We start from the raw sequence: 18,049 nt of genomic DNA, 5'->3' as shown, positions 1-18,049 counted from the left end.
AGACCCGCCAATCATTTTTCATGTGCGGTACATATTTACCGCACATCAAACAAAGTCCTCGATTCAAATACACGCGGGTGCCGCTGGTCCGCCGCATCGGTTTAAACTGCGCCATTGCGACGGTATATGTCGCATTGCCGTAAACCCGGCTAAAACCGGGGTTGGCGCTATAAGAAGTTGTCGCTTGGCGGCAAGGCCGGGCTGAAAACTGTCCTTACAATCCCCTCATCGCTCGCCAGTTTCAGGCGGGTGTTCCTCTTCAGGAGACTCCGATGTCCGTTGAGCACGCTGCGGTACAACGCGCCGATTTCGACCAGGTAATGGTTCCAAACTACGCGCCTGCCGCATTCATCCCTGTGCGTGGTGCCGGTTCCCGCGTTTGGGACCAGTCTGGCCGCGAGCTGATCGACTTCGCCGGCGGGATTGCCGTCAACGTATTGGGCCATGCGCACCCGGCGCTGGTCGGTGCCTTGACCGAACAAGCGAACAAGCTGTGGCACGTGTCCAACGTGTTCACCAATGAGCCGGCCTTGCGCCTGGCGCACAAGCTGATCGACGCCACGTTTGCCGAGCGCGTGTTCTTCTGCAATTCCGGCGCTGAAGCCAACGAGGCCGCTTTCAAGCTGGCCCGTCGCGTCGCGTTCGACCGTTTCGGCAGCGAGAAGTACGAAATCATCGCCGCGCTGAACAGCTTCCACGGTCGCACTCTGTTCACCGTCAACGTCGGTGGCCAGTCGAAATACTCCGACGGTTTCGGTCCGAAAATCACCGGTATCACCCACGTTCCTTACAACGACCTGGCTGCGCTGAAAGCTGCGGTTTCGGACAAGACTTGCGCCGTGGTGCTGGAACCGATTCAGGGCGAGGGCGGTGTATTGCCGGCCGAGCTGGCTTACTTGCAAGGCGCCCGCGAACTGTGCGACGCGAACAATGCGTTGCTGGTGTTCGATGAAGTGCAGACCGGCATGGGCCGCAGCGGCAAGTTGTTCGCCTACCAGCATTACGGCGTAACGCCGGACATCCTCACCAGCGCGAAAAGCCTGGGCGGCGGTTTCCCGATCGCGGCCATGCTGACCACTGAAGAGTTGGCCAAGCATTTGGTGGTCGGCACCCACGGCACCACTTACGGCGGCAACCCGCTGGCGTGCGCGGTCGCTGAAGCAGTGATCGACGTGATCAACACCCCTGAAGTGCTCAGCGGCGTCAACGCCAAGCACGACAAGTTCAAGGCTCGCCTGGAGCAGATCGGCGAGAAATACGGCCTGTTCACTCAGGTGCGTGGCTTGGGTCTGTTGATCGGTTGCGTACTGAACGATGCGTGGAAAGGCAAAGCCAAGGACATCTTCAACGCCGCCGAACGTGAAGGCCTGATGATCCTGCAAGCCGGCCCGGACGTGATTCGTTTTGCCCCGAGCCTGGTGGTGGAAGACGCCGACATCGACGCTGGCCTCGACCGTTTCGAACGCGCTGCGGCGAAACTGGCACAAGCCTGATAGACCTTTCGACGCCTGACGATTCAGGCGTCGATCAAAATTTTATGCCGGACCCGCTTTTCTGTAGGAGCGAAGCTTGCTCGCGAAGGTGTGTCAGTCGCTGTGATGTCGACTGACACACCTTCGCGAGCAAGCTTCGCTCCTACAAGGGGCCGGCTTATTTCCCCACAAGAGTTAGAGAAAGGAGTGACACCATGCTGGTGATGCGCCCCGCGCAAATGGCTGATCTGGGCGAGGTACAGCGTCTGGCTGCGGACAGCCCGATTGGTGTCACTTCCTTGCCGGATGACGTTGAACGCCTGAGCGACAAGATCGCCGCGAGCGAAGCGTCGTTTTCCGCTGAAGTCAGTTTCAACGGTGAAGAGAGCTATTTCTTCGTCCTCGAAGATTCCGTCACCGGCAAACTGGTCGGCTGCTCGGCCATCGTCGCCTCGGCCGGTTATTCCGAGCCGTTCTACAGCTTCCGCAACGAAACCTTCGTTCACGCCTCCCGCGAACTGAAGATCCACAACAAGATCCACGTGCTCTCGCAGTGCCACGACCTGACCGGCAACAGCTTGCTGACCAGCTTCTACGTGCTGCCGGAACTGGTGGGTTCGCCGTGGTCGGAACTCAACTCGCGTGGGCGCTTGCTGTTCGTCGCCAGCCACCCGGAGCGTTTTGCCGATTCGGTCGTTACCGAAATCGTTGGTTACAGCGATGAAAACGGCGACTCGCCGTTCTGGGACGCAATCGGGCGTAACTTCTTCGACCTCAACTATGCCGCCGCCGAGCGTTTGTGTGGCCTGAAAAGCCGCACGTTCCTCGCCGAACTGATGCCGCATTACCCGATCTACGTGCCGCTGCTGCCGGACACCGCGCAAGAAGCGATGGGCCAGGTGCACCCGCGCGCGCAGATCACGTTCGACATCCTGATGCGCGAAGGTTTTGAAACCGATCATTACATCGACATCTTCGACGGCGGCCCGACCTTGCACGCGCGCGTTTCGGGGATTCGTTCGATCGCCCAGAGCCGAGTGGTCCCGGTGAAAATCGGCGAGCCAGTCAAAGGTGCCGGTCGCCAATACCTGGTAGCCAACGCGCAGTTGCAGGATTACCGCGCGGTATTGCTCGAGCTCGATTACGCGCCCGGCAAACCGGTGACCCTGGACCTGGAAGCGGCCGAAGCGTTGGGCGTCGGTGAAGGCGCAAGCGTGCGCCTGGTAGCGGTTTGACCGCTGTTTTTTGCTCAACAGAATGCCTGAAAGCAGCGAGTTTCACGGGTGGCGCGAGCGGCCCGTTTGAGGAGATAGCATGATCGTTCGTCCCGTACGCAGCAGCGATTTACCCGCTCTGATCGACCTGGCCCGGAGCACCGGCACCGGCCTGACCACTTTGCCGGCCAACGAAGAACGTCTGGCCCATCGGGTCGGCTGGGCCGAAAAGACCTTCAGTGGCGAAGCCGGGCGCGGTGATGCGGATTACCTGTTCGTGCTCGAAGATGACGACGGCGTCGTGGTCGGCATTTCAGCTATCGCTGGCGCGGTCGGCATGCGTGAGCCTTGGTACAACTTTCGCGTCGGCCTGACGGTCAGCGCCTCGCAGGAATTGAACATCTATCGCGAGATTCCGACGCTGTTCCTCGCCAACGACCTGACCGGCAACTCGGAATTGTGCTCGCTGTTCCTCCACGCCGATCACCGCAATGGCTTCAACGGCCGTTTGCTGGCGAAGGCGCGGATGTTGTTCATCGCCGAATTCCCGCAGTTGTTCGGCAACAAGATCATCGCCGAAATGCGCGGCGTGTCGGATGACGCCGGGCGTTCGCCGTTCTGGGAAAGCCTGGGTCGGCACTTCTTCAAAATGGAATTCAGCCAGGCCGATTACCTGACCGGCGTCGGCAACAAGGCGTTCATCGCCGAACTGATGCCGAAGTTTCCGCTGTATACCTGCTTCCTTTCGCCGGACGCGCGCAACGTGATCGGCAAGGTGCACCCGGACACCGAGCCAGCGCTGTCGATGCTCAAAAGCGAAGGCTTCAGTTATCAGGGTTACGTCGACATTTTCGACGCCGGCCCGTCGGTGGAATGCGAAACCGGCAAGATCCGCGCGGTGCGTGACAGCCAGGCGCTGGTGCTGGCAATCGGCACGCCGGGCGATGACGCCACGCCATTCCTGATTCACAACCGCAAGCGCGAGGACTGCCGCATCACTGCTGCCTCGGCACGCTTCGCCGCCGGTACGTTGGTGGTCGATCCGCTGACCGCCAAACGTCTTCAACTCAACGCCGGCGATCAAGTGCGCGCCGTGCCGTTGTCCGCTGCTCGGGAGTCGAAATAATGAATTCGCTATACATCGCAGGTGAATGGCTGGCCGGCCAGGGTGAGGCGTTTCAATCGCTGAACCCGGTGACCCAGCAAGTGCTGTGGACCGGCGAAGGCGCCACCGCCGCTCAGGTTGAATCGGCCGTGCAAGCCGCGCGTCAGGCGTTTCCGGGCTGGGCTCGGCGCACGCTGGACGAGCGCATCACGGTGCTCGAAGCCTTTGCCGCCGCGCTGAAAAATCACGCTGACGAACTGGCGCGTTGCATCGGCGAAGAGACCGGCAAACCGCTGTGGGAATCGGCGACTGAAGTCACCAGCATGGTCAACAAGATTGCCATCTCGGTGCAGAGCTACCGTGAACGCACGGGCGAGAAGAGCGGCCCATTGGGCGACGCCACCGCCGTTTTGCGCCACAAGCCGCACGGCGTGGTTGCGGTGTTCGGCCCTTACAACTTCCCTGGCCACTTGCCGAACGGGCACATCGTGCCGGCGCTGCTGGCCGGTAACAGCGTGCTGTTCAAGCCGAGCGAGCTGACGCCGAAAGTCGCCGAGCTGACGGTTAAATGCTGGATTGAAGCCGGTCTGCCGGCCGGTGTGCTGAACCTGCTGCAGGGTGCTCGTGAAACCGGGATCGCGTTGGCGGCGAATCCGGGTATCGACGGTCTGTTCTTCACCGGTTCGAGCCGCACTGGCAATCACCTGCATCAACAATTTGCCGGTCGCCCGGACAAGATCCTCGCGCTGGAAATGGGCGGTAACAACCCATTGATCGTCGACGAAGTGGCAGATGTCGATGCCGCTGTTTACACGATTATTCAGTCGGCGTTTATTTCCGCCGGCCAGCGTTGCACCTGTGCGCGCCGCTTGCTGGTGCCGCAAGGCGCGTGGGGCGATGCGTTGCTGGCGCGATTGGTGGCGGTCAGCGCGACGATTGACGTTGGCGCGTTCGATCAGCAACCGGCACCGTTCATGGGTTCGGTGATTTCCCTCGGCGCGGCGAAAGCGTTGATGGATGCTCAGGAACATCTGTTGGCCAATGGCGCCGTGGCGCTGCTGGAAATGACCCAGCCACAGGCACAAGCCGCGTTGCTGACGCCGGGCATTCTCGATGTGTCGGCGGTCGCGGACCGTCCGGATGAAGAGCTGTTCGGCCCGTTGCTGCAAGTGATCCGCTACGCTGATTTCGAGGCGGCGATCACTGAGGCCAACGACACCGAGTACGGTTTGGCGGCAGGTTTGCTGTCGGATTCCGAAGCGCGTTACCAGCAGTTCTGGCTGCAAAGCCGCGCCGGTATCGTCAACTGGAACAAACAGCTGACCGGCGCCGCGAGCAGCGCGCCATTCGGCGGCGTCGGCGCCTCGGGCAACCACCGCGCCAGTGCGTATTACGCGGCGGATTATTGCGCGTACCCGGTCGCGTCGCTGGAAACCCCGAGCCTGGTGATGCCGGCGACACTGACGCCTGGCGTGAAGATGGCGTAGCGCCCATTCGCGGGCAAGCCTCGCTCCCACAGGTTTTGTGTCGTTCGCATGATTGGCGCACACCACAAATCCTGTAGGAGCAAGGCTTGCCCGCGATGGCCGCGCCTCGGTCTAAAAGAATGACTACCAGATGCCTACAACAACAGATTCTCGTGGAGCCTCGCTGATGAAATCCTATGAAGTCAATTTTGACGGTCTAGTGGGGCCGACCCATAACTACGGCGGGTTGTCCTACGGCAACGTCGCGTCCCAGAGCAACAGCCAGCAATCCTCGAACCCGAAGGAAGCTGCGCTGCAAGGCCTGGCGAAAATGAAAGCGCTGATGGAAATGGGCTTTCAACAAGGCGTATTGGCACCGCAAGAACGCCCTGACGTCGCCGCATTGCGCCGTTTGGGTTTCGGCGGCAGCGACGCCGAAGTAATCCAGCGCGCCGCCAAAGAAGCGATGCCGTTGCTGGTCGCCAGTTGCTCGGCCTCGAGCATGTGGGTGGCCAACGCCGCCACTGTCAGCCCAAGTGCCGACACCGCCGATGGCCGCGTGCACTTCACCGCGGCCAACCTCAATTGCAAATATCACCGCAGCATCGAGCATCCGACCACCAGCCGCGTGCTCGGCGCGATGTTCGCTGACCAGAAGCACTTCGCCCACCACGCCGCATTGCCGGCGGTGGCGCAGTTCGGCGACGAAGGCGCGGCCAACCACACGCGTTTCTGCCGTGAGTACGGCGAGGCGGGCGTGGAGTTTTTCGTCTTCGGGCGCAGCGCTTTCGACAACCGTTACCCGGCGCCGCAAAAATACCCGGCGCGCCAGACCCTCGAAGCCTCGCAAGCGGTTGCGCGTCTGCACGGTTTGAGCGATGACGGCGTGGTGTACGCGCAGCAGAATCCTTCGGTGATCGATCAGGGCGTGTTCCACAACGACGTGATTGCCGTGGGTAATGGCGAGGTTTTGTTCTATCACGAGGACGCGTTCCTCGACACCGAACAGATGCTCGCCGAACTTGCCGGAAAACTCGCCAGGATCGGTGGGAAATTTCAGTCTGTTTGCGTACCGCGTTCCGCAGTAACCGTGGAGGACGCGGTTCGGTCCTACCTGTTCAATAGCCAGTTGCTGTCGCGTCCTGACGGCTCGATGCTGTTGATTGTTCCGGAAGAATGCCGGGGCAACGAACGCGTCTGGCAATACCTGCAAGGTTTGACCAGCTCTGGCGGGGTCATCAGCGAAGTGAAGGTGTTTGACCTCAAGCAAAGCATGCAGAACGGCGGTGGCCCTGCTTGCCTGAGACTTCGCGTGGCACTCAATGAAACCGAGCTGGCGGCGGTCAATCAGGGCGTTATCATGACGGCACCGTTGTACGGCTCGCTGACCGCATGGGTCGACAAGCACTACCGCGACCGCATGACCGAAAACGATCTGGCGGACCCGCAATTGTTGCTTGAATGCCGGACGGCACTGGATGAATTGACGCAAATCCTTAAACTGGGCGCGGTTTATCCATTCCAGATCAATTGATCAACGGCGCGTCGGCGGTCACGACGGCGCGCTGCTTCATCTCCAACGAGAGCGTAAACACCCATGAGCGATACCCTGCAGCTGATCCTTGAAGACACCGACGGCACGCAACTGGAAACCTCCTGCACCCGCGTCGCGGTCATGTGGCAAGGCAAAGAGCTGTGGATTCAGCAAGACGGCCGCGGTCAACTGCTGATCGGCGTTGACGTCGAAGAAGGCGATGCCGAATACGCCAACCTGCTGCTGCGCCCATTGGCGACTAATCTGGTAAGTCTGCAACTGGAAATGGAACCGGCTGAAGTCGGTGACGACGAAGACCACGTGCACGGCCCGGATTGCGCCCACGACCACTAAGGAATTCGCTCTATGCTCGCCCTCGGCAAACTGCTTGAACTGACCCTCGCCGGCCGCGAACCGGCGGAGAAGACTCAACTGACTGTCGAAGGCGTACGCATGCGCTGGTTGAGCGAAGGTGCGCTGGAAGTCCGGCCGCCTGAAGCGCGCGACAATGGCCTGGACCTGCTGCTATCGGCGGGGATCCACGGCAACGAAACAGCGCCGATCGAGTTGCTTGATCGTCTGTTGCACGACATCGCTCGCGGCGATCTGAAGCCGCGCGCACGTATTCTGTTTCTGTTCGGCAACCCCGAAGCGATCCGTCGCGGCGAGCGTTACATCGAGCAGGACGTCAATCGGCTGTTCAACGGCCGTCACGAACAAAGCAGCGGTTCCGAAGCCCTGCGCGCCTGTGAACTCGAGCGCCTCGCGGCGAGTTTCTTCAGCCTGCCGGACCGCGAGCGTTTGCACTACGACCTGCACACGGCGATTCGCGGCTCGAAGATCGAGCAATTTGCGTTGTATCCGTGGAAAGAAGGGCGCCAGCATTCACGCCTGCAACTGGCGCGTCTGCGCGCCGCCGGCATGGAAGCGGTGCTGCTGCAGAACAAGCCGTCAATCGTCTTCAGTTCGTACACTTACGACAAGCTCGGCGCCGAGGCCTTTACCCTGGAATTGGGCAAGGCGCGGCCGTTCGGGCAGAACGACGGGGTGAATGTCGATCTGCTGGAAACCCGCCTGAAGCAAATTATCGAAGGCACTGAGCCGCCTGCCACCGAAGCCTCACTCGACGGATTGCAGCTGTTCAGCGTGGCGCGGGAAATCATCAAGCACAGCGACAGCTTCCGCTTGAACCTGCCAGCGGATGTCGAGAACTTTTCGGAATTGGAAGTGGGTTACGTGCTGGCCGAAGACATCGCCCAGACCCGCTGGATCATCGAAGAGCAGGGTGCGCGGATTATCTTCCCCAACCCAAAAGTCAAAAACGGCCTGCGCGCCGGCATCCTGATCGTGCCGACCAGCGACGACAACCTCGCCTGATCCCGATTTCGAAACCGACGTAAAACCAATGTGGGAGCGAGCTTGCTCGCGATTACGGTGCATCAGTCAACATGACCATCGACTGACAATCCGCCATCGCGAGCAAGCTCGCTCCCACATTTTGATTTGGGTGAGGCAGAAGACCTCACCCAGCCCAGAGGTTTGTGCTTAAACCGCTACCGCGCGCGGCTCATTACGACGCAACGCACGCATCTTATGCAGCGTATCCGCGCAGGTCTTCGCCGCTTCCTGGCCCTTGTGCACGAAATGCTCGAAGAAGAACTTCTGATGTTCTTCGCCTGCATGGAAGTGATGCGGGGTCAAAACCACCGAGAACACTGGCACTTCGGTTTCCAGCTGAACCTGCATCAGGCCGCTGATCACCGATTGCGCGACGAACTCATGGCGGTAAATTCCGCCGTCGACCACCAGGCCTGCAGCGACGATGCCGGCGTAACGCCCGGACTTCGCCAGCAGCTTGGCGTGCAGTGGAATTTCAAAGGCACCGCCGACTTCGAAGAAATCGATGTCGGATTCCTGATAACCCTGGGCAAGCATTTCGGCGACGAAGCCATGACGGCTCTGATCGACGATTCCCTTGTGCCAGCAGGCCTGGATGAACGCGACGCGCTCGCCCTGATGGTTTTTGCTTTTGCTGTCGATTGCGGTGGGTTGCATGTTCTGGTTCCTGTTTGTGTGAAAAACAGGGCTTATGAATCGAATGGGATTTAAGGGTGCGCGCGCTCGCATAAAAAATGCTCGCGGTCGGCCCTTTGGCGCCAATCCCGTTCTCTCTTCATCCGGACTATGACCGTCGGCCCCGGGATCACACCGGGTCTGCTGACCTTGTCGCCAAACACCGCCGAAGCAGGTCTGGCACCAAGCGCTCGCGGGCTATGCGCATTGCGCGCAATTACCGCCGGTGGGGAGTTGCACCCCGCCCTGAGAACGTTTTGCCGCCCGATTGTCGGGCGGCGGAGCTTTTTTAACACATATTCCCGGGCTGCGCATTCCTGCTTTCTGATGATTGATATCGAGTTTTCCGAAGCTGCGAAGGCTCTTTTGCGCGACCAAGGGTTGATTAATCGTCGGCCTGCCCGCAGTAATTCAACCTGCAAAAGTAAATCTCCCCTACATACCGAGGCCGGATTCATGAGCGTTATCGATCTTCGCAGCGACACCGTCACCCAACCGTCCCAGGCAATGCTCGTGGCGATGGCCGCTGCGGATACTGGTGACGACGTGTATGGCGAAGATCCGACGGTCAATCGTCTGGAAACCGAACTGGCAAAACGGCTGGGTTTTGCCGCCGCGTTGTTCGTGCCGACGGGCACCATGAGTAATTTGCTCGGGTTGATGGCGCACTGCGAGCGCGGCGAGGAATACATCGTCGGTCAGCAGGCGCACACCTATAAGTACGAAGGTGGCGGGGCGGCGGTGCTCGGTTCGATCCAGCCGCAACCGCTGGAAGTCCAGGAAGACGGGTCGCTGGACCTGGCGCACGTCGCTGCCGCGATCAAACCGGATGACTTCCATTTCGCCCGCACCCGCTTGCTGGCGCTGGAAAACACCATGCAGGGCAAAGTCCTGCCGCTGGAATATCTGGCTCGGGCGCGCAGCTTCACCCGCGAACATGGCTTGGCGTTGCACCTGGACGGCGCGCGGCTGTACAACGCGGCGGTGAAGCTCAACGTTGATGCGCGGCAGATCACACAGCATTTCGATTCGGTCTCGGTGTGCCTGTCCAAAGGGCTTGGCGCGCCGATCGGTTCGGTGTTGTGCGGCTCGGTCGAGCTCATCGCCAAGGCGCGGCGCCTGCGCAAGATGGTCGGCGGCGGCATGCGTCAGGCCGGGATTCTGGCAGCAGCGGGGCTGTATGCGTTGGATCACAACGTCCAGCGCCTGGCCAACGATCACGCCAATGCGCAAGCGCTGGCCGATGGTTTACGCGAGGCCGGTTACGCCGTCGAGCCGGTACAGACCAACATGGTTTACGTGGCCATGGGCGAGCGCGCGGACGCGATCAAGGCCTTCGCCGCCGAGCGCGGGATCAAGCTCAGCGCCGCCGGGCGCCTGCGCATGGTCACGCACATGGACATCAGTCGCGTGCAAATCGAGCAAGTCATCGCGACATTCGTCGAGTTTTCGCGCAACTGACAGGGTTAGCCGTCCAATTGACCGTTTCTATCGTATAAACACGCTGTACCCCGCGCGCAGGGCCGATATAATGCGGCCCTTTGCCGTCGCTTCGTCTGTTGACGTTTTGCACAGGCCTTTGGCCGCAGCCTCCGTGGAAGAACCTAATGAAAAGCGCAGAAATCCGTGAAGCCTTCCTTCGCTTCTTCGAAGAGCAAGGCCACACCCGTGTAGCCTCCAGCTCTTTGATTCCGGGCAACGATCCAACCCTGCTGTTCACTAACGCGGGGATGAACCAGTTCAAGGACTGCTTCCTGGGCCAGGAAAAACGTGCGTACACCCGTGCGACCAGCAGCCAGAAATGCGTGCGCGCCGGTGGCAAGAACAGCGACCTGGAGAACGTCGGTTATACCGCTCGTCACCACACGTTCTTCGAAATGCTCGGTAACTTCAGCTTCGGTGATTATTTCAAGCATGACGCGATCACCTACGCCTGGACCTTCCTGACCGGCGTCCTGAAACTGCCGAAAGACAAACTCTGGGTAACGGTCTACGCCTCGGACGACGAGGCTTACGACATCTGGACCCAGCAGATCGGCGTACCGGTCGAGCGCATGATCCGCATCGGCGACAACAAAGGCGCCCCGTACGCCTCGGACAACTTCTGGACCATGGGCGATACCGGCCCGTGCGGCCCATGCACCGAGATTTTCTACGATCACGGCGAGCACATCTGGGGCGGCCCACCGGGTTCGCCGGAAGAAGATGGCGACCGTTACATCGAGATCTGGAACAACGTTTTCATGCAGTTCAACCGCACCGCCGACGGCGTGTTGCATCCGTTGCCAGCACCGTCGGTTGACACCGGCATGGGCCTGGAGCGGATCAGTGCGGTGATGCAGCACGTGCATTCCAACTATGAAATCGACCTGTTCAAGAACCTGCTGAGCGCTTCGGCCCAGGCGATTGGTTGCAGCAACGACGATCAGTCGTCGCTCAAAGTGGTTTCCGACCACATCCGTTCGTGCGGTTTCCTGATTGCCGATGGCGTGTTGCCGTCCAACGAAGGTCGCGGCTATGTGCTGCGCCGGATCATTCGTCGGGCCTGCCGTCACGGTAACAAGCTTGGCGCGACCGGCAGCTTCTTCTACAAGATCGTCGCGGCGCTGGTCGCCGAAATGGGCGATGCGTTCCCGGAGCTCAAGCAGCAACAGGCCAATATCGAGCGCGTGCTCAAGGCTGAAGAAGAGCAGTTCTCCAAGACGCTGGAGCACGGCTTGAAGATTCTCGAGCAGGATCTGCTGGAACTCAAAGGCACCGTGGTGCCGGGCGACGTGGTGTTCAAGCTGTATGACACTTACGGTTTCCCGATGGACCTGACCGCCGACATCGCTCGCGAGCGCAACTTGACGGTCGATGAAGTCGGATTCGAACGCGAGATGGAAGCCCAGCGTGTACGCGCGCGGTCGGCCAGTTCGTTCGGCCTCGACTACAACACCCTGGTCAAGGTTGACGTGGCGACCGAGTTCACCGGCTACAAGGCCACCAGCGGTTCGGCGAAGATTATTGCTATCTATAAAGAAGGGCGCTCGGTTGACGTCTTGAGTGAAGGTGAAGAAGGCGTGGTCGTACTCGACCAGACGCCGTTCTACGCTGAATCCGGCGGCCAGATTGGCGACTGCGGTTACCTGCAAGTCGGCAGCAGCCGCTTTGACGTGCGCGACACCACCAAGACTGGCGGCGCGTTCCTGCACCACGGCGTGCTGGCACTCGGCAGCCTGACGGTCGGCGCCCCGGTTGAAACCCATGTCGATGCCGAAGTGCGTCACGCCACGGCGTTGAACCACTCGGCGACGCACTTGCTGCACGCGGCATTGCGTCAGGTGTTGGGCGAGCACGTTCAGCAGAAAGGTTCGTTGGTCGACAGTCAGCGCCTGCGCTTTGACTTCAGCCACTTCGAAGCGATCAAGCCTGAGCAGTTGAAAGCCCTGGAAGACATCGTCAACGCCGAGATTCGCAAGAACTCCGCCGTTGAAACCGAAGAAACCGACATCGAGTCCGCCAAGCAAAAAGGCGCTATGGCGCTGTTTGGCGAGAAGTACGGCGACAACGTGCGCGTGCTGAGCATGGGTGGCGCGTTCTCCGTCGAATTGTGTGGCGGCATTCACGCCAGCCGTACCGGCGACATCGGCCTGCTGAAGATTGTCAGCGAAGGTGGTGTGGCTTCCGGCGTGCGTCGTATCGAGGCGATCACCGGCGCTGCGGCGCTGGCGTACCTGAACGCTGCCGAAGAGCAACTCAAGGAAGCGGCCAACCTGGTCAAGGGTAGCCGCGACAACCTGATCGACAAGCTGTCGGCTGTGCTTGAGCGCAACCGTCTGCTGGAGAAGCAACTCGAGCAGTTGCAAGCCAAGGCTGCCAGCGCGGCGGGCGACGATCTGTCGGCCTCGGCGCTGGATGTCAAAGGCGTGAAAGTGTTGGCCGTGCGTCTGGACGGTCAGGACGGCAAGGCGCTGCTGGCGCTGGTCGATCAATTGAAAAACAAACTCGGCCGCGCAGTGATCCTGCTCGGCAGTGTCCATGAGGAAAAGGTCGTTCTGGTTGCAGGCGTAACCAAAGACCTGACTGGCCAACTCAAAGCCGGTGATTTGATGAAGCAAGCCGCTGCGGCAGTGGGCGGGAAGGGCGGTGGTCGTCCGGATATGGCGCAGGGCGGTGGTGTAGACGCCGGCGCACTGGACGCGGCACTGGCCCTGACCGTTCCATTTGTAGAGCAGGGTTTATAAGGCGGTTTGCCGGGCGCGCGGTCTAGTAGCGCACCCGGCAACTGTTTGAGTGATTATTGGGCGCCCTTCATGGGCAGAGGCGGCTTTGAAATGGCTTTGATCGTACAGAAATTTGGAGGCACCTCGGTCGGCACTGTCGAGAGAATCGAGCAGGTCGCCGACAAGGTTAAGAAATTCCGCGATGCCGGCGATGACCTGGTGGTCGTGCTGTCTGCAATGAGCGGCGAGACCAACCGTCTGATCGATCTGGCCAAGCAAATCAGTGGCGACGGCCAACCGGTTCCGCGCGAACTGGACGTGATTGTTTCCACCGGTGAGCAGGTGACGATTGCCCTGTTGGCAATGGCGCTGATCAAGCGTGGCGTGCCAGCGGTGTCCTACACCGGTAACCAGGTCCGAATCCTGACAGACAGCGCGCACAATAAAGCGCGTATCTTGCAGATTGACGATCAGAAGATTCGCGGTGACTTGAAGGCGGGTCGCGTGGTGGTTGTCGCCGGTTTCCAGGGCGTCGACGAGCACGGCAACATCACCACCCTCGGGCGTGGCGGCTCCGACACTACCGGTGTGGCGCTGGCAGCAGCGTTGAAGGCTGACGAATGCCAGATCTACACCGATGTCGATGGCGTCTATACCACCGATCCGCGCGTTGTCTCCGTGGCCCAGCGCCTGGACAAGATCACCTTTGAAGAGATGCTGGAAATGGCCAGCCTCGGTTCCAAGGTGTTGCAGATACGCGCGGTGGAATTCGCCGGCAAGTACAACGTTCCGCTGCGCGTACTGCACAGCTTCAAGGAGGGTCCGGGCACCCTCATTACTATTGATGAAGAGGAAACCATGGAACAGCCGATCATTTCCGGCATCGCTTTCAACCGCGATGAAGCCAAGCTGACCATCCGTGGCGTGCCAGACACCCCGGGCGTCGCGTTCAAGATCCTTGGGCCAATCAGCGGCGCGAACATTGAAGTCGATATGATCGTGCAGAACGTTGCGCACGATAACACCACCGACTTCACCTTCACTGTCCACCGTAACGACTTCCAGGCCGCGCAAACGGTACTGGAAAACACCGCTCGCGAGATCGGTGCCCGTGAAGTGGTCGGTGACATCAAGATCGCCAAGGTCTCGATCGTCGGCGTCGGCATGCGTTCTCACGCAGGCGTGGCGAGCCGCATGTTTGAATCGCTGGCCAAGGAAAGCATCAACATCCAGATGATCTCGACCTCGGAAATCAAGGTTTCGGTGGTGATCGAAGAGAAATACCTGGAACTGGCTGTGCGCGCTCTGCACACGGCTTTCGAACTGGACGCACCGGCCCGTCAAGGCGAGTGATGCGTTTGCCGAAGGGCGCGGTCTGACCGCGTCCTTCGTCTTTTTTGAATGGCGTGGGCCAGGACTCTGTTCTTTTGCTCGCGCTGGTCAATACTCAGGCATGCAGGGCTGCGACCGCTCCGGTTGTAGGTCGAGTGCCTTTTTTTTGCAGACTGTTGTCCCTGAAATGAAATGCGTGAGGAGAAAGGTATGCTGATTCTGACTCGTCGGTGCGCAGAAAGCCTGATTATTGGTGATGGCGAAATCACTGTGACCGTGCTCGGCGTCAAAGGAAATCAAGTGCGTATTGGCGTTAACGCGCCTAAAGAGGTTGCTGTTCACCGCGAGGAAATCTACTTGCGGATCAAGAAAGAGAAGGACGACGAACCAAGCCATTAATTTTTATCGTTTTTTATGTTTGCAAACGGGGAAAAGGTTGGTTAAGATACGCCCCGTGTTGCGGAGAGCTGGCCGAGTGGCCGAAGGCGCTCCCCTGCTAAGGGAGTACACCTCAAAAGGGTGTCGGGGGTTCGAATCCCCCGTTCTCCGCCATTATTTGCGTAGTACGTTGTAATCTAGCTTCTTCGGTAAGTTGTTGAAATTACTAGGAAAAAGCGGTTGACATAGAGATTAGACGGCCTATAATGCGCGGCAACAAATGCACTCGTAGCTCAGCTGGATAGAGTACTCGGCTACGAACCGAGCGGTCACAGGTTCGAATCCTGTCGAGTGCACCATTTAAGAGTTGTTTGCAGTAATGCAGGCAACTTTGCTTCAACCAGTTGTGGTCTGGTTTAAAAACACAAAATGCACTCGTAGCTCAGCTGGATAGAGTACTCGGCTACGAACCGAGCGGTCACAGGTTCGAATCCTGTCGAGTGCACCAAACACCAAAAAGCCTGCGTCTAACGCGGGCTTTTTGCCGTCTGGGATTTGGCTTTTCCTTTCACGCATCCTTTCTCATCAAACTCCACCTGGGCGGTGCGGCCTCGCTTGAGGTCATAGCTGTAGCGCGTGGATGAATTGCGAATATTGATCTTGTGCGGTTTACCGAGCGCGCTTTCGACATCCTGTTGGCTCATACCGGCAACGACGCGCTGATTGATGATCGCTTCACGCCTTTGCTTGGCGTTGATCAAGTTTCCACATTTATCCTCTGATCGGCCGACAATCGTTGGCTCCCTCCTTTTGGTATTGGATCTTTCCGGCATGATCGCGACGACCGTGCCAGGCATGAATGGGCTCACGGTCTGTACTGAAAGACTTTCCTCAGTCTTGCAGCTCATGGTGGTGAAGGTCAGTTGTCCATCGGCTGACTCGCAGCGGTGAATGGTTGCAGCATAAGCTTTGGGAAACAGGCAGAGCAGGGCGATCAACAGCAGAATCAGCGGCATTTCGACGTCCTCCATGACGTTGTGACTGAAGGGTAGACGCTCCTTTTTGAAGCGCCTGTGTGTTTTCTTTTCAGGATAAGTCGTCGCACCTGTATGGATAAGGACAGCGCTCAGGTTTGTCTTGCAAGCGCTTGTTTCAGCCATGATTTTTTAACGTCTTAAACCGTCAGGCGGTGTATCATTGCGCCCGTCAGCCCCGCCGGGGCTTATGGAATACCTCCATGGACTTACCCAGTAGTTGTTTAGTAACCCGTTTTTCCAATCATGAATTGACTGATTGATTCTTCCGGCGTGCCCCGCTGCTGGGAGTGGAGTTCGCCTATGTCCGAAGTTGAAGTAAAGAAAACGCAAGAAAGCCTGCAAGACCGCCTCGCTCAAGTTGTTGAGCTGTTGCAGCGTCAGCGGGTAGTCGAAGACCTGACTCATCGCCAGGAAGGTCCGCATCACGACCGGGTCGAGAACCTGGTTCACCGGCAGAACCTCGTCGAGCTGCAACGCAAACTCGACGACCTGCACTCCGCCGACGTCGCTTACATCCTTGAAGCCCTGCCGCTGGACGATCGTCTGACGCTTTGGCAGTTGGTCAAGGCTGATCGTGACGGCGACATTCTGCTCGAAGTATCCGATTCGGTGCGTGAAACGCTGATCGCCGACATGGACGATCACGAACTCCTGGCCGCCGCCAAGGACATGGATGCCGACGAACTCGCTGACCTGGCTTCCGAGCTGCCGCGCGACGTCGTCCATGAGCTGATGGAAACCCTTGATGGCCAGCAGCGTGAGCGCGTGCGCTCCGCGTTGTCCTATGACGAGGAGCAGGTCGGCGCACTGATGGACTTTGAGATGGTGACGATCCGCGAGGATGTCAGTCTCGAAGTGGTTCTGCGTTATCTGCGTCGCCTCAAGGAATTGCCGGGCCACACTGACAAATTGTTTGTCGTCGACTACGACGGCGTGCTCAAGGGCGTGTTGCCGATCAAGCGGTTGCTGGTCAACGATCCGGACAAGAAGGTGGCCGACGTCATGGCCAGCGATCCGGTGAGTTTTCACCCGGACGAGGACGCCTACGACGCTGCGCAGGCGTTTGAGCGTTATGACTTGATCTCCGCGCCGGTAGTCGACAAAAACGGCAAGCTGATCGGTCGTCTGACTATCGATGAGATGGTCGATCTGATCCGTGAAGAGAGCGAAAACGAAGTTCTCAACATGGCCGGTCTGCGCGAAGAAGAAGACATCTTCGCCTCCGTCTGGAAATCCCTGCGTAACCGCTGGTCCTGGCTGGCGGTGAACCTTGTGACAGCGTTTGTCGCGTCGCGGGTTATCGGCCTGTTCGAGGGCTCCATCGAGAAGCTGGTGGCACTTGCGGCACTGATGCCGATCGTTGCGGGCATCGGCGGCAACTCGGGTAACCAGACGATCACCATGATCGTTCGGGCCATGGCGCTGGACCAGGTCAGCACCGGCAACACCTCGCGGCTGATGCGCAAGGAACTGGCGGTCGGTTTGATCAATGGTGTGGTCTGGGGTGGGGTTATCGGGGTTGTCGCCTATCTGCTTTACGGCAGTTGGTCGCTGGGCGTGGTGATGACTGCGGCGATGACACTTAACTTGTTGCTGGCGGCATTGATGGGCGTGTTGATCCCTATGACGCTGGCCCGCTTGGGGCGCGACCCGGCAATGGGCGCCAGTGTGATGATCACGGCCATGACCGACAGCGGTGGGTTCTTCATCTTCCTTGGCTTGGCGACAATTTTCCTGCTCTGATCCGTTACTTCAAAGCCCGCCAGATTGGCGGGTTTTTTTTTGTGCCTCAAATTCAATGCAAAAAAAAGCCAGCAATCATGCTGGCTTGAATTTTTTGCTATGGATCAGGACGCGTCTGCGGCCATCTCAGCGTCGTGGGCGATCAGCGAAACCAATGCGTTCTGCTGACGGTGGGACAGTTGACGGAAACGTTGCAGCAATTCGCGTTCGTGCAGCGACAGCTCCGGGCTGTCCAGACGCATGCTCAATTCTTCGCCCAGTGCGCCTTCCTGAATAAGACTCTGCTCAAGGCGCGCAATGATTTCGGAGTTCATGCTGCGATGATGATTGCGAGCCACCTCGGCAATGCGTTCACGCATTCCGTCTGGCAGACGTACGACGAACTTGTCAGCCGTACGGCTGGAATAAATTGCCTGTTTCAATGGGCGCATATATTTAACCGGTTAGTTCAGGGGAGCGGTTCTCGGGATTGGCCGCAGGATGTCTGATA

General features: G+C 59.2%; 15 protein-coding genes, 3 tRNA genes and 1 riboswitch. Of the genes, 15 read left to right on the top strand and 3 right to left on the bottom strand.

Going from position 1 to position 18,049, the window contains the following annotated elements:
* Window positions 1-272 precede the first annotated feature (272 nt).
* From BI292_RS00635 to astE, 7 genes are all read left to right on the top strand, one after another.
* A complete protein-coding gene (locus tag BI292_RS00635; protein WP_101206555.1) occupies window positions 273-1,493 on the top strand; it encodes an aspartate aminotransferase family protein in 1,221 nt (406 codons plus the stop codon).
* A 194-nt stretch (window positions 1,494-1,687) separates the two neighbouring features.
* Entirely contained in the window at window positions 1,688-2,707 is a 1,020-nt protein-coding gene (aruF, locus tag BI292_RS00630; RefSeq protein ID WP_101206554.1) for an arginine/ornithine succinyltransferase subunit alpha, read from the top strand.
* A gap of 79 nt (window positions 2,708-2,786) precedes the next feature.
* Window positions 2,787-3,812 carry an arginine N-succinyltransferase gene (gene astA / locus BI292_RS00625; RefSeq protein WP_092279033.1) on the top strand — a complete coding sequence of 342 codons (1,026 nt, stop codon included), beginning with the start codon at window positions 2,787-2,789 and terminating at the stop codon, window positions 3,810-3,812.
* Window positions 3,809-5,278 (top strand): succinylglutamate-semialdehyde dehydrogenase, encoded by a 1,470-nt coding sequence (gene astD / locus BI292_RS00620; RefSeq protein ID WP_178076508.1) that lies wholly within the window; start codon window positions 3,809-3,811, stop codon window positions 5,276-5,278. Before astA ends, astD begins: the two co-directional genes overlap by 4 nt.
* A 166-nt stretch (window positions 5,279-5,444) precedes the next feature.
* Window positions 5,445-6,791: an N-succinylarginine dihydrolase gene (gene astB / locus BI292_RS00615; RefSeq protein ID WP_101206550.1), complete on the top strand. Its 1,347-nt coding sequence runs from the start codon at window positions 5,445-5,447 to the stop codon at window positions 6,789-6,791.
* A gap of 63 nt (window positions 6,792-6,854) precedes the next feature.
* Window positions 6,855-7,145, top strand: a complete 291-nt coding sequence (locus BI292_RS00610) for a topoisomerase II (RefSeq protein WP_092279039.1) — start codon at window positions 6,855-6,857, stop codon at window positions 7,143-7,145.
* A gap of 12 nt (window positions 7,146-7,157) precedes the next feature.
* A complete protein-coding gene (gene astE, locus BI292_RS00605; RefSeq protein ID WP_101206549.1) occupies window positions 7,158-8,168 on the top strand; it encodes a succinylglutamate desuccinylase in 1,011 nt (336 codons plus the stop codon).
* 168 nt (window positions 8,169-8,336) lie between these two features.
* On the opposite strand, the gene BI292_RS00600 is transcribed toward astE, so the two are convergent.
* Window positions 8,337-8,846 carry a 6,7-dimethyl-8-ribityllumazine synthase gene (locus BI292_RS00600; RefSeq protein WP_101206547.1) on the bottom strand — a complete coding sequence of 170 codons (510 nt, stop codon included), beginning with the start codon at window positions 8,844-8,846 and terminating at the stop codon, window positions 8,337-8,339.
* Window positions 8,847-8,951: 105 nt separating this feature from the next.
* Window positions 8,952-9,122, bottom strand: a riboswitch (FMN riboswitch).
* 198 nt (window positions 9,123-9,320) lie between these two features.
* On the opposite strand from BI292_RS00600, the gene ltaE reads away from it, so the two are divergent.
* The 7 genes from ltaE to BI292_RS00565 all read left to right on the top strand — a co-directional run bounded on the left by ltaE (window position 9,321) and on the right by BI292_RS00565 (window position 15,287).
* Complete coding sequence (gene ltaE / locus BI292_RS00595; RefSeq protein WP_101206546.1) at window positions 9,321-10,325, top strand: low-specificity L-threonine aldolase; 1,005 nt, start codon at window positions 9,321-9,323, stop codon at window positions 10,323-10,325.
* A gap of 146 nt (window positions 10,326-10,471) precedes the next feature.
* Window positions 10,472-13,090 (top strand): alanine--tRNA ligase, encoded by a 2,619-nt coding sequence (alaS, locus tag BI292_RS00590; RefSeq protein ID WP_101206544.1) that lies wholly within the window; start codon window positions 10,472-10,474, stop codon window positions 13,088-13,090.
* A 90-nt stretch (window positions 13,091-13,180) separates the two neighbouring features.
* Entirely contained in the window at window positions 13,181-14,422 is a 1,242-nt protein-coding gene (locus BI292_RS00585) for an aspartate kinase (protein ID WP_054044740.1), read from the top strand.
* A gap of 189 nt (window positions 14,423-14,611) precedes the next feature.
* Complete coding sequence (gene csrA / locus BI292_RS00580; protein ID WP_003178872.1) at window positions 14,612-14,800, top strand: carbon storage regulator CsrA; 189 nt, start codon at window positions 14,612-14,614, stop codon at window positions 14,798-14,800.
* Window positions 14,801-14,862: 62 nt separating this feature from the next.
* Window positions 14,863-14,953 (top strand) — tRNA-Ser (locus BI292_RS00575).
* Between the two features lie 108 nt (window positions 14,954-15,061).
* Window positions 15,062-15,138, top strand: a tRNA-Arg gene (locus tag BI292_RS00570).
* A gap of 72 nt (window positions 15,139-15,210) precedes the next feature.
* Window positions 15,211-15,287, top strand: a tRNA-Arg gene (locus BI292_RS00565).
* A 19-nt stretch (window positions 15,288-15,306) separates the two neighbouring features.
* Here BI292_RS00565 and BI292_RS00560 read toward each other — a convergent pair.
* Window positions 15,307-15,795, bottom strand: a complete 489-nt coding sequence (locus tag BI292_RS00560) for a cell envelope protein SmpA (RefSeq protein ID WP_101206638.1) — start codon at window positions 15,793-15,795, stop codon at window positions 15,307-15,309.
* A 321-nt stretch (window positions 15,796-16,116) separates the two neighbouring features.
* On the opposite strand from BI292_RS00560, the gene mgtE reads away from it, so the two are divergent.
* Window positions 16,117-17,559: a magnesium transporter gene (gene mgtE / locus BI292_RS00555; RefSeq protein ID WP_092279049.1), complete on the top strand. Its 1,443-nt coding sequence runs from the start codon at window positions 16,117-16,119 to the stop codon at window positions 17,557-17,559.
* 104 nt (window positions 17,560-17,663) lie between these two features.
* Here the strand turns inward: mgtE and BI292_RS00550 are convergent, their stop codons facing one another.
* Window positions 17,664-17,990 carry an Arc family DNA-binding protein gene (locus tag BI292_RS00550; RefSeq protein WP_003178899.1) on the bottom strand — a complete coding sequence of 109 codons (327 nt, stop codon included), beginning with the start codon at window positions 17,988-17,990 and terminating at the stop codon, window positions 17,664-17,666.
* Window positions 17,991-18,049: the final 59 nt, after the last annotated feature.

It is taken from the genome of Pseudomonas sp. 43NM1 (assembly GCF_002836905.1).
GTDB lineage: Bacteria > Pseudomonadota > Gammaproteobacteria > Pseudomonadales > Pseudomonadaceae > Aquipseudomonas > Aquipseudomonas prosekii.
Note: the sequence above shows the minus strand (reverse complement) of the source record. Positions and strands in the feature narration are given on the sequence as shown.

What these genes read in the sequence shown, in the direction of transcription:
- BI292_RS00635 (WP_101206555.1), top strand. Translation starts at nt 273, where the DNA reads ATGTCCGTTGAGCACGCTGCGGTACAACGCGCCGATTTCGACCAGGTA.
- aruF (WP_101206554.1), top strand. Translation starts at nt 1,688, where the DNA reads ATGCTGGTGATGCGCCCCGCGCAAATGGCTGATCTGGGCGAGGTACAG.
- astA (WP_092279033.1), top strand. Translation starts at nt 2,787, where the DNA reads ATGATCGTTCGTCCCGTACGCAGCAGCGATTTACCCGCTCTGATCGAC.
- astB (WP_101206550.1), top strand. Translation starts at nt 5,445, where the DNA reads ATGAAATCCTATGAAGTCAATTTTGACGGTCTAGTGGGGCCGACCCAT.
- BI292_RS00610 (WP_092279039.1), top strand. Translation starts at nt 6,855, where the DNA reads ATGAGCGATACCCTGCAGCTGATCCTTGAAGACACCGACGGCACGCAA.
- astE (WP_101206549.1), top strand. Translation starts at nt 7,158, where the DNA reads ATGCTCGCCCTCGGCAAACTGCTTGAACTGACCCTCGCCGGCCGCGAA.
- BI292_RS00600 (WP_101206547.1), bottom strand. Translation starts at nt 8,846, where the DNA reads ATGCAACCCACCGCAATCGACAGCAAAAGCAAAAACCATCAGGGCGAG.
- ltaE (WP_101206546.1), top strand. Translation starts at nt 9,321, where the DNA reads ATGAGCGTTATCGATCTTCGCAGCGACACCGTCACCCAACCGTCCCAG.
- alaS (WP_101206544.1), top strand. Translation starts at nt 10,472, where the DNA reads ATGAAAAGCGCAGAAATCCGTGAAGCCTTCCTTCGCTTCTTCGAAGAG.
- BI292_RS00585 (WP_054044740.1), top strand. Translation starts at nt 13,181, where the DNA reads ATGGCTTTGATCGTACAGAAATTTGGAGGCACCTCGGTCGGCACTGTC.
- csrA (WP_003178872.1), top strand. Translation starts at nt 14,612, where the DNA reads ATGCTGATTCTGACTCGTCGGTGCGCAGAAAGCCTGATTATTGGTGAT.
- BI292_RS00560 (WP_101206638.1), bottom strand. Translation starts at nt 15,795, where the DNA reads ATGCCGCTGATTCTGCTGTTGATCGCCCTGCTCTGCCTGTTTCCCAAA.
- mgtE (WP_092279049.1), top strand. Translation starts at nt 16,117, where the DNA reads ATGTCCGAAGTTGAAGTAAAGAAAACGCAAGAAAGCCTGCAAGACCGC.
- BI292_RS00550 (WP_003178899.1), bottom strand. Translation starts at nt 17,990, where the DNA reads ATGCGCCCATTGAAACAGGCAATTTATTCCAGCCGTACGGCTGACAAG.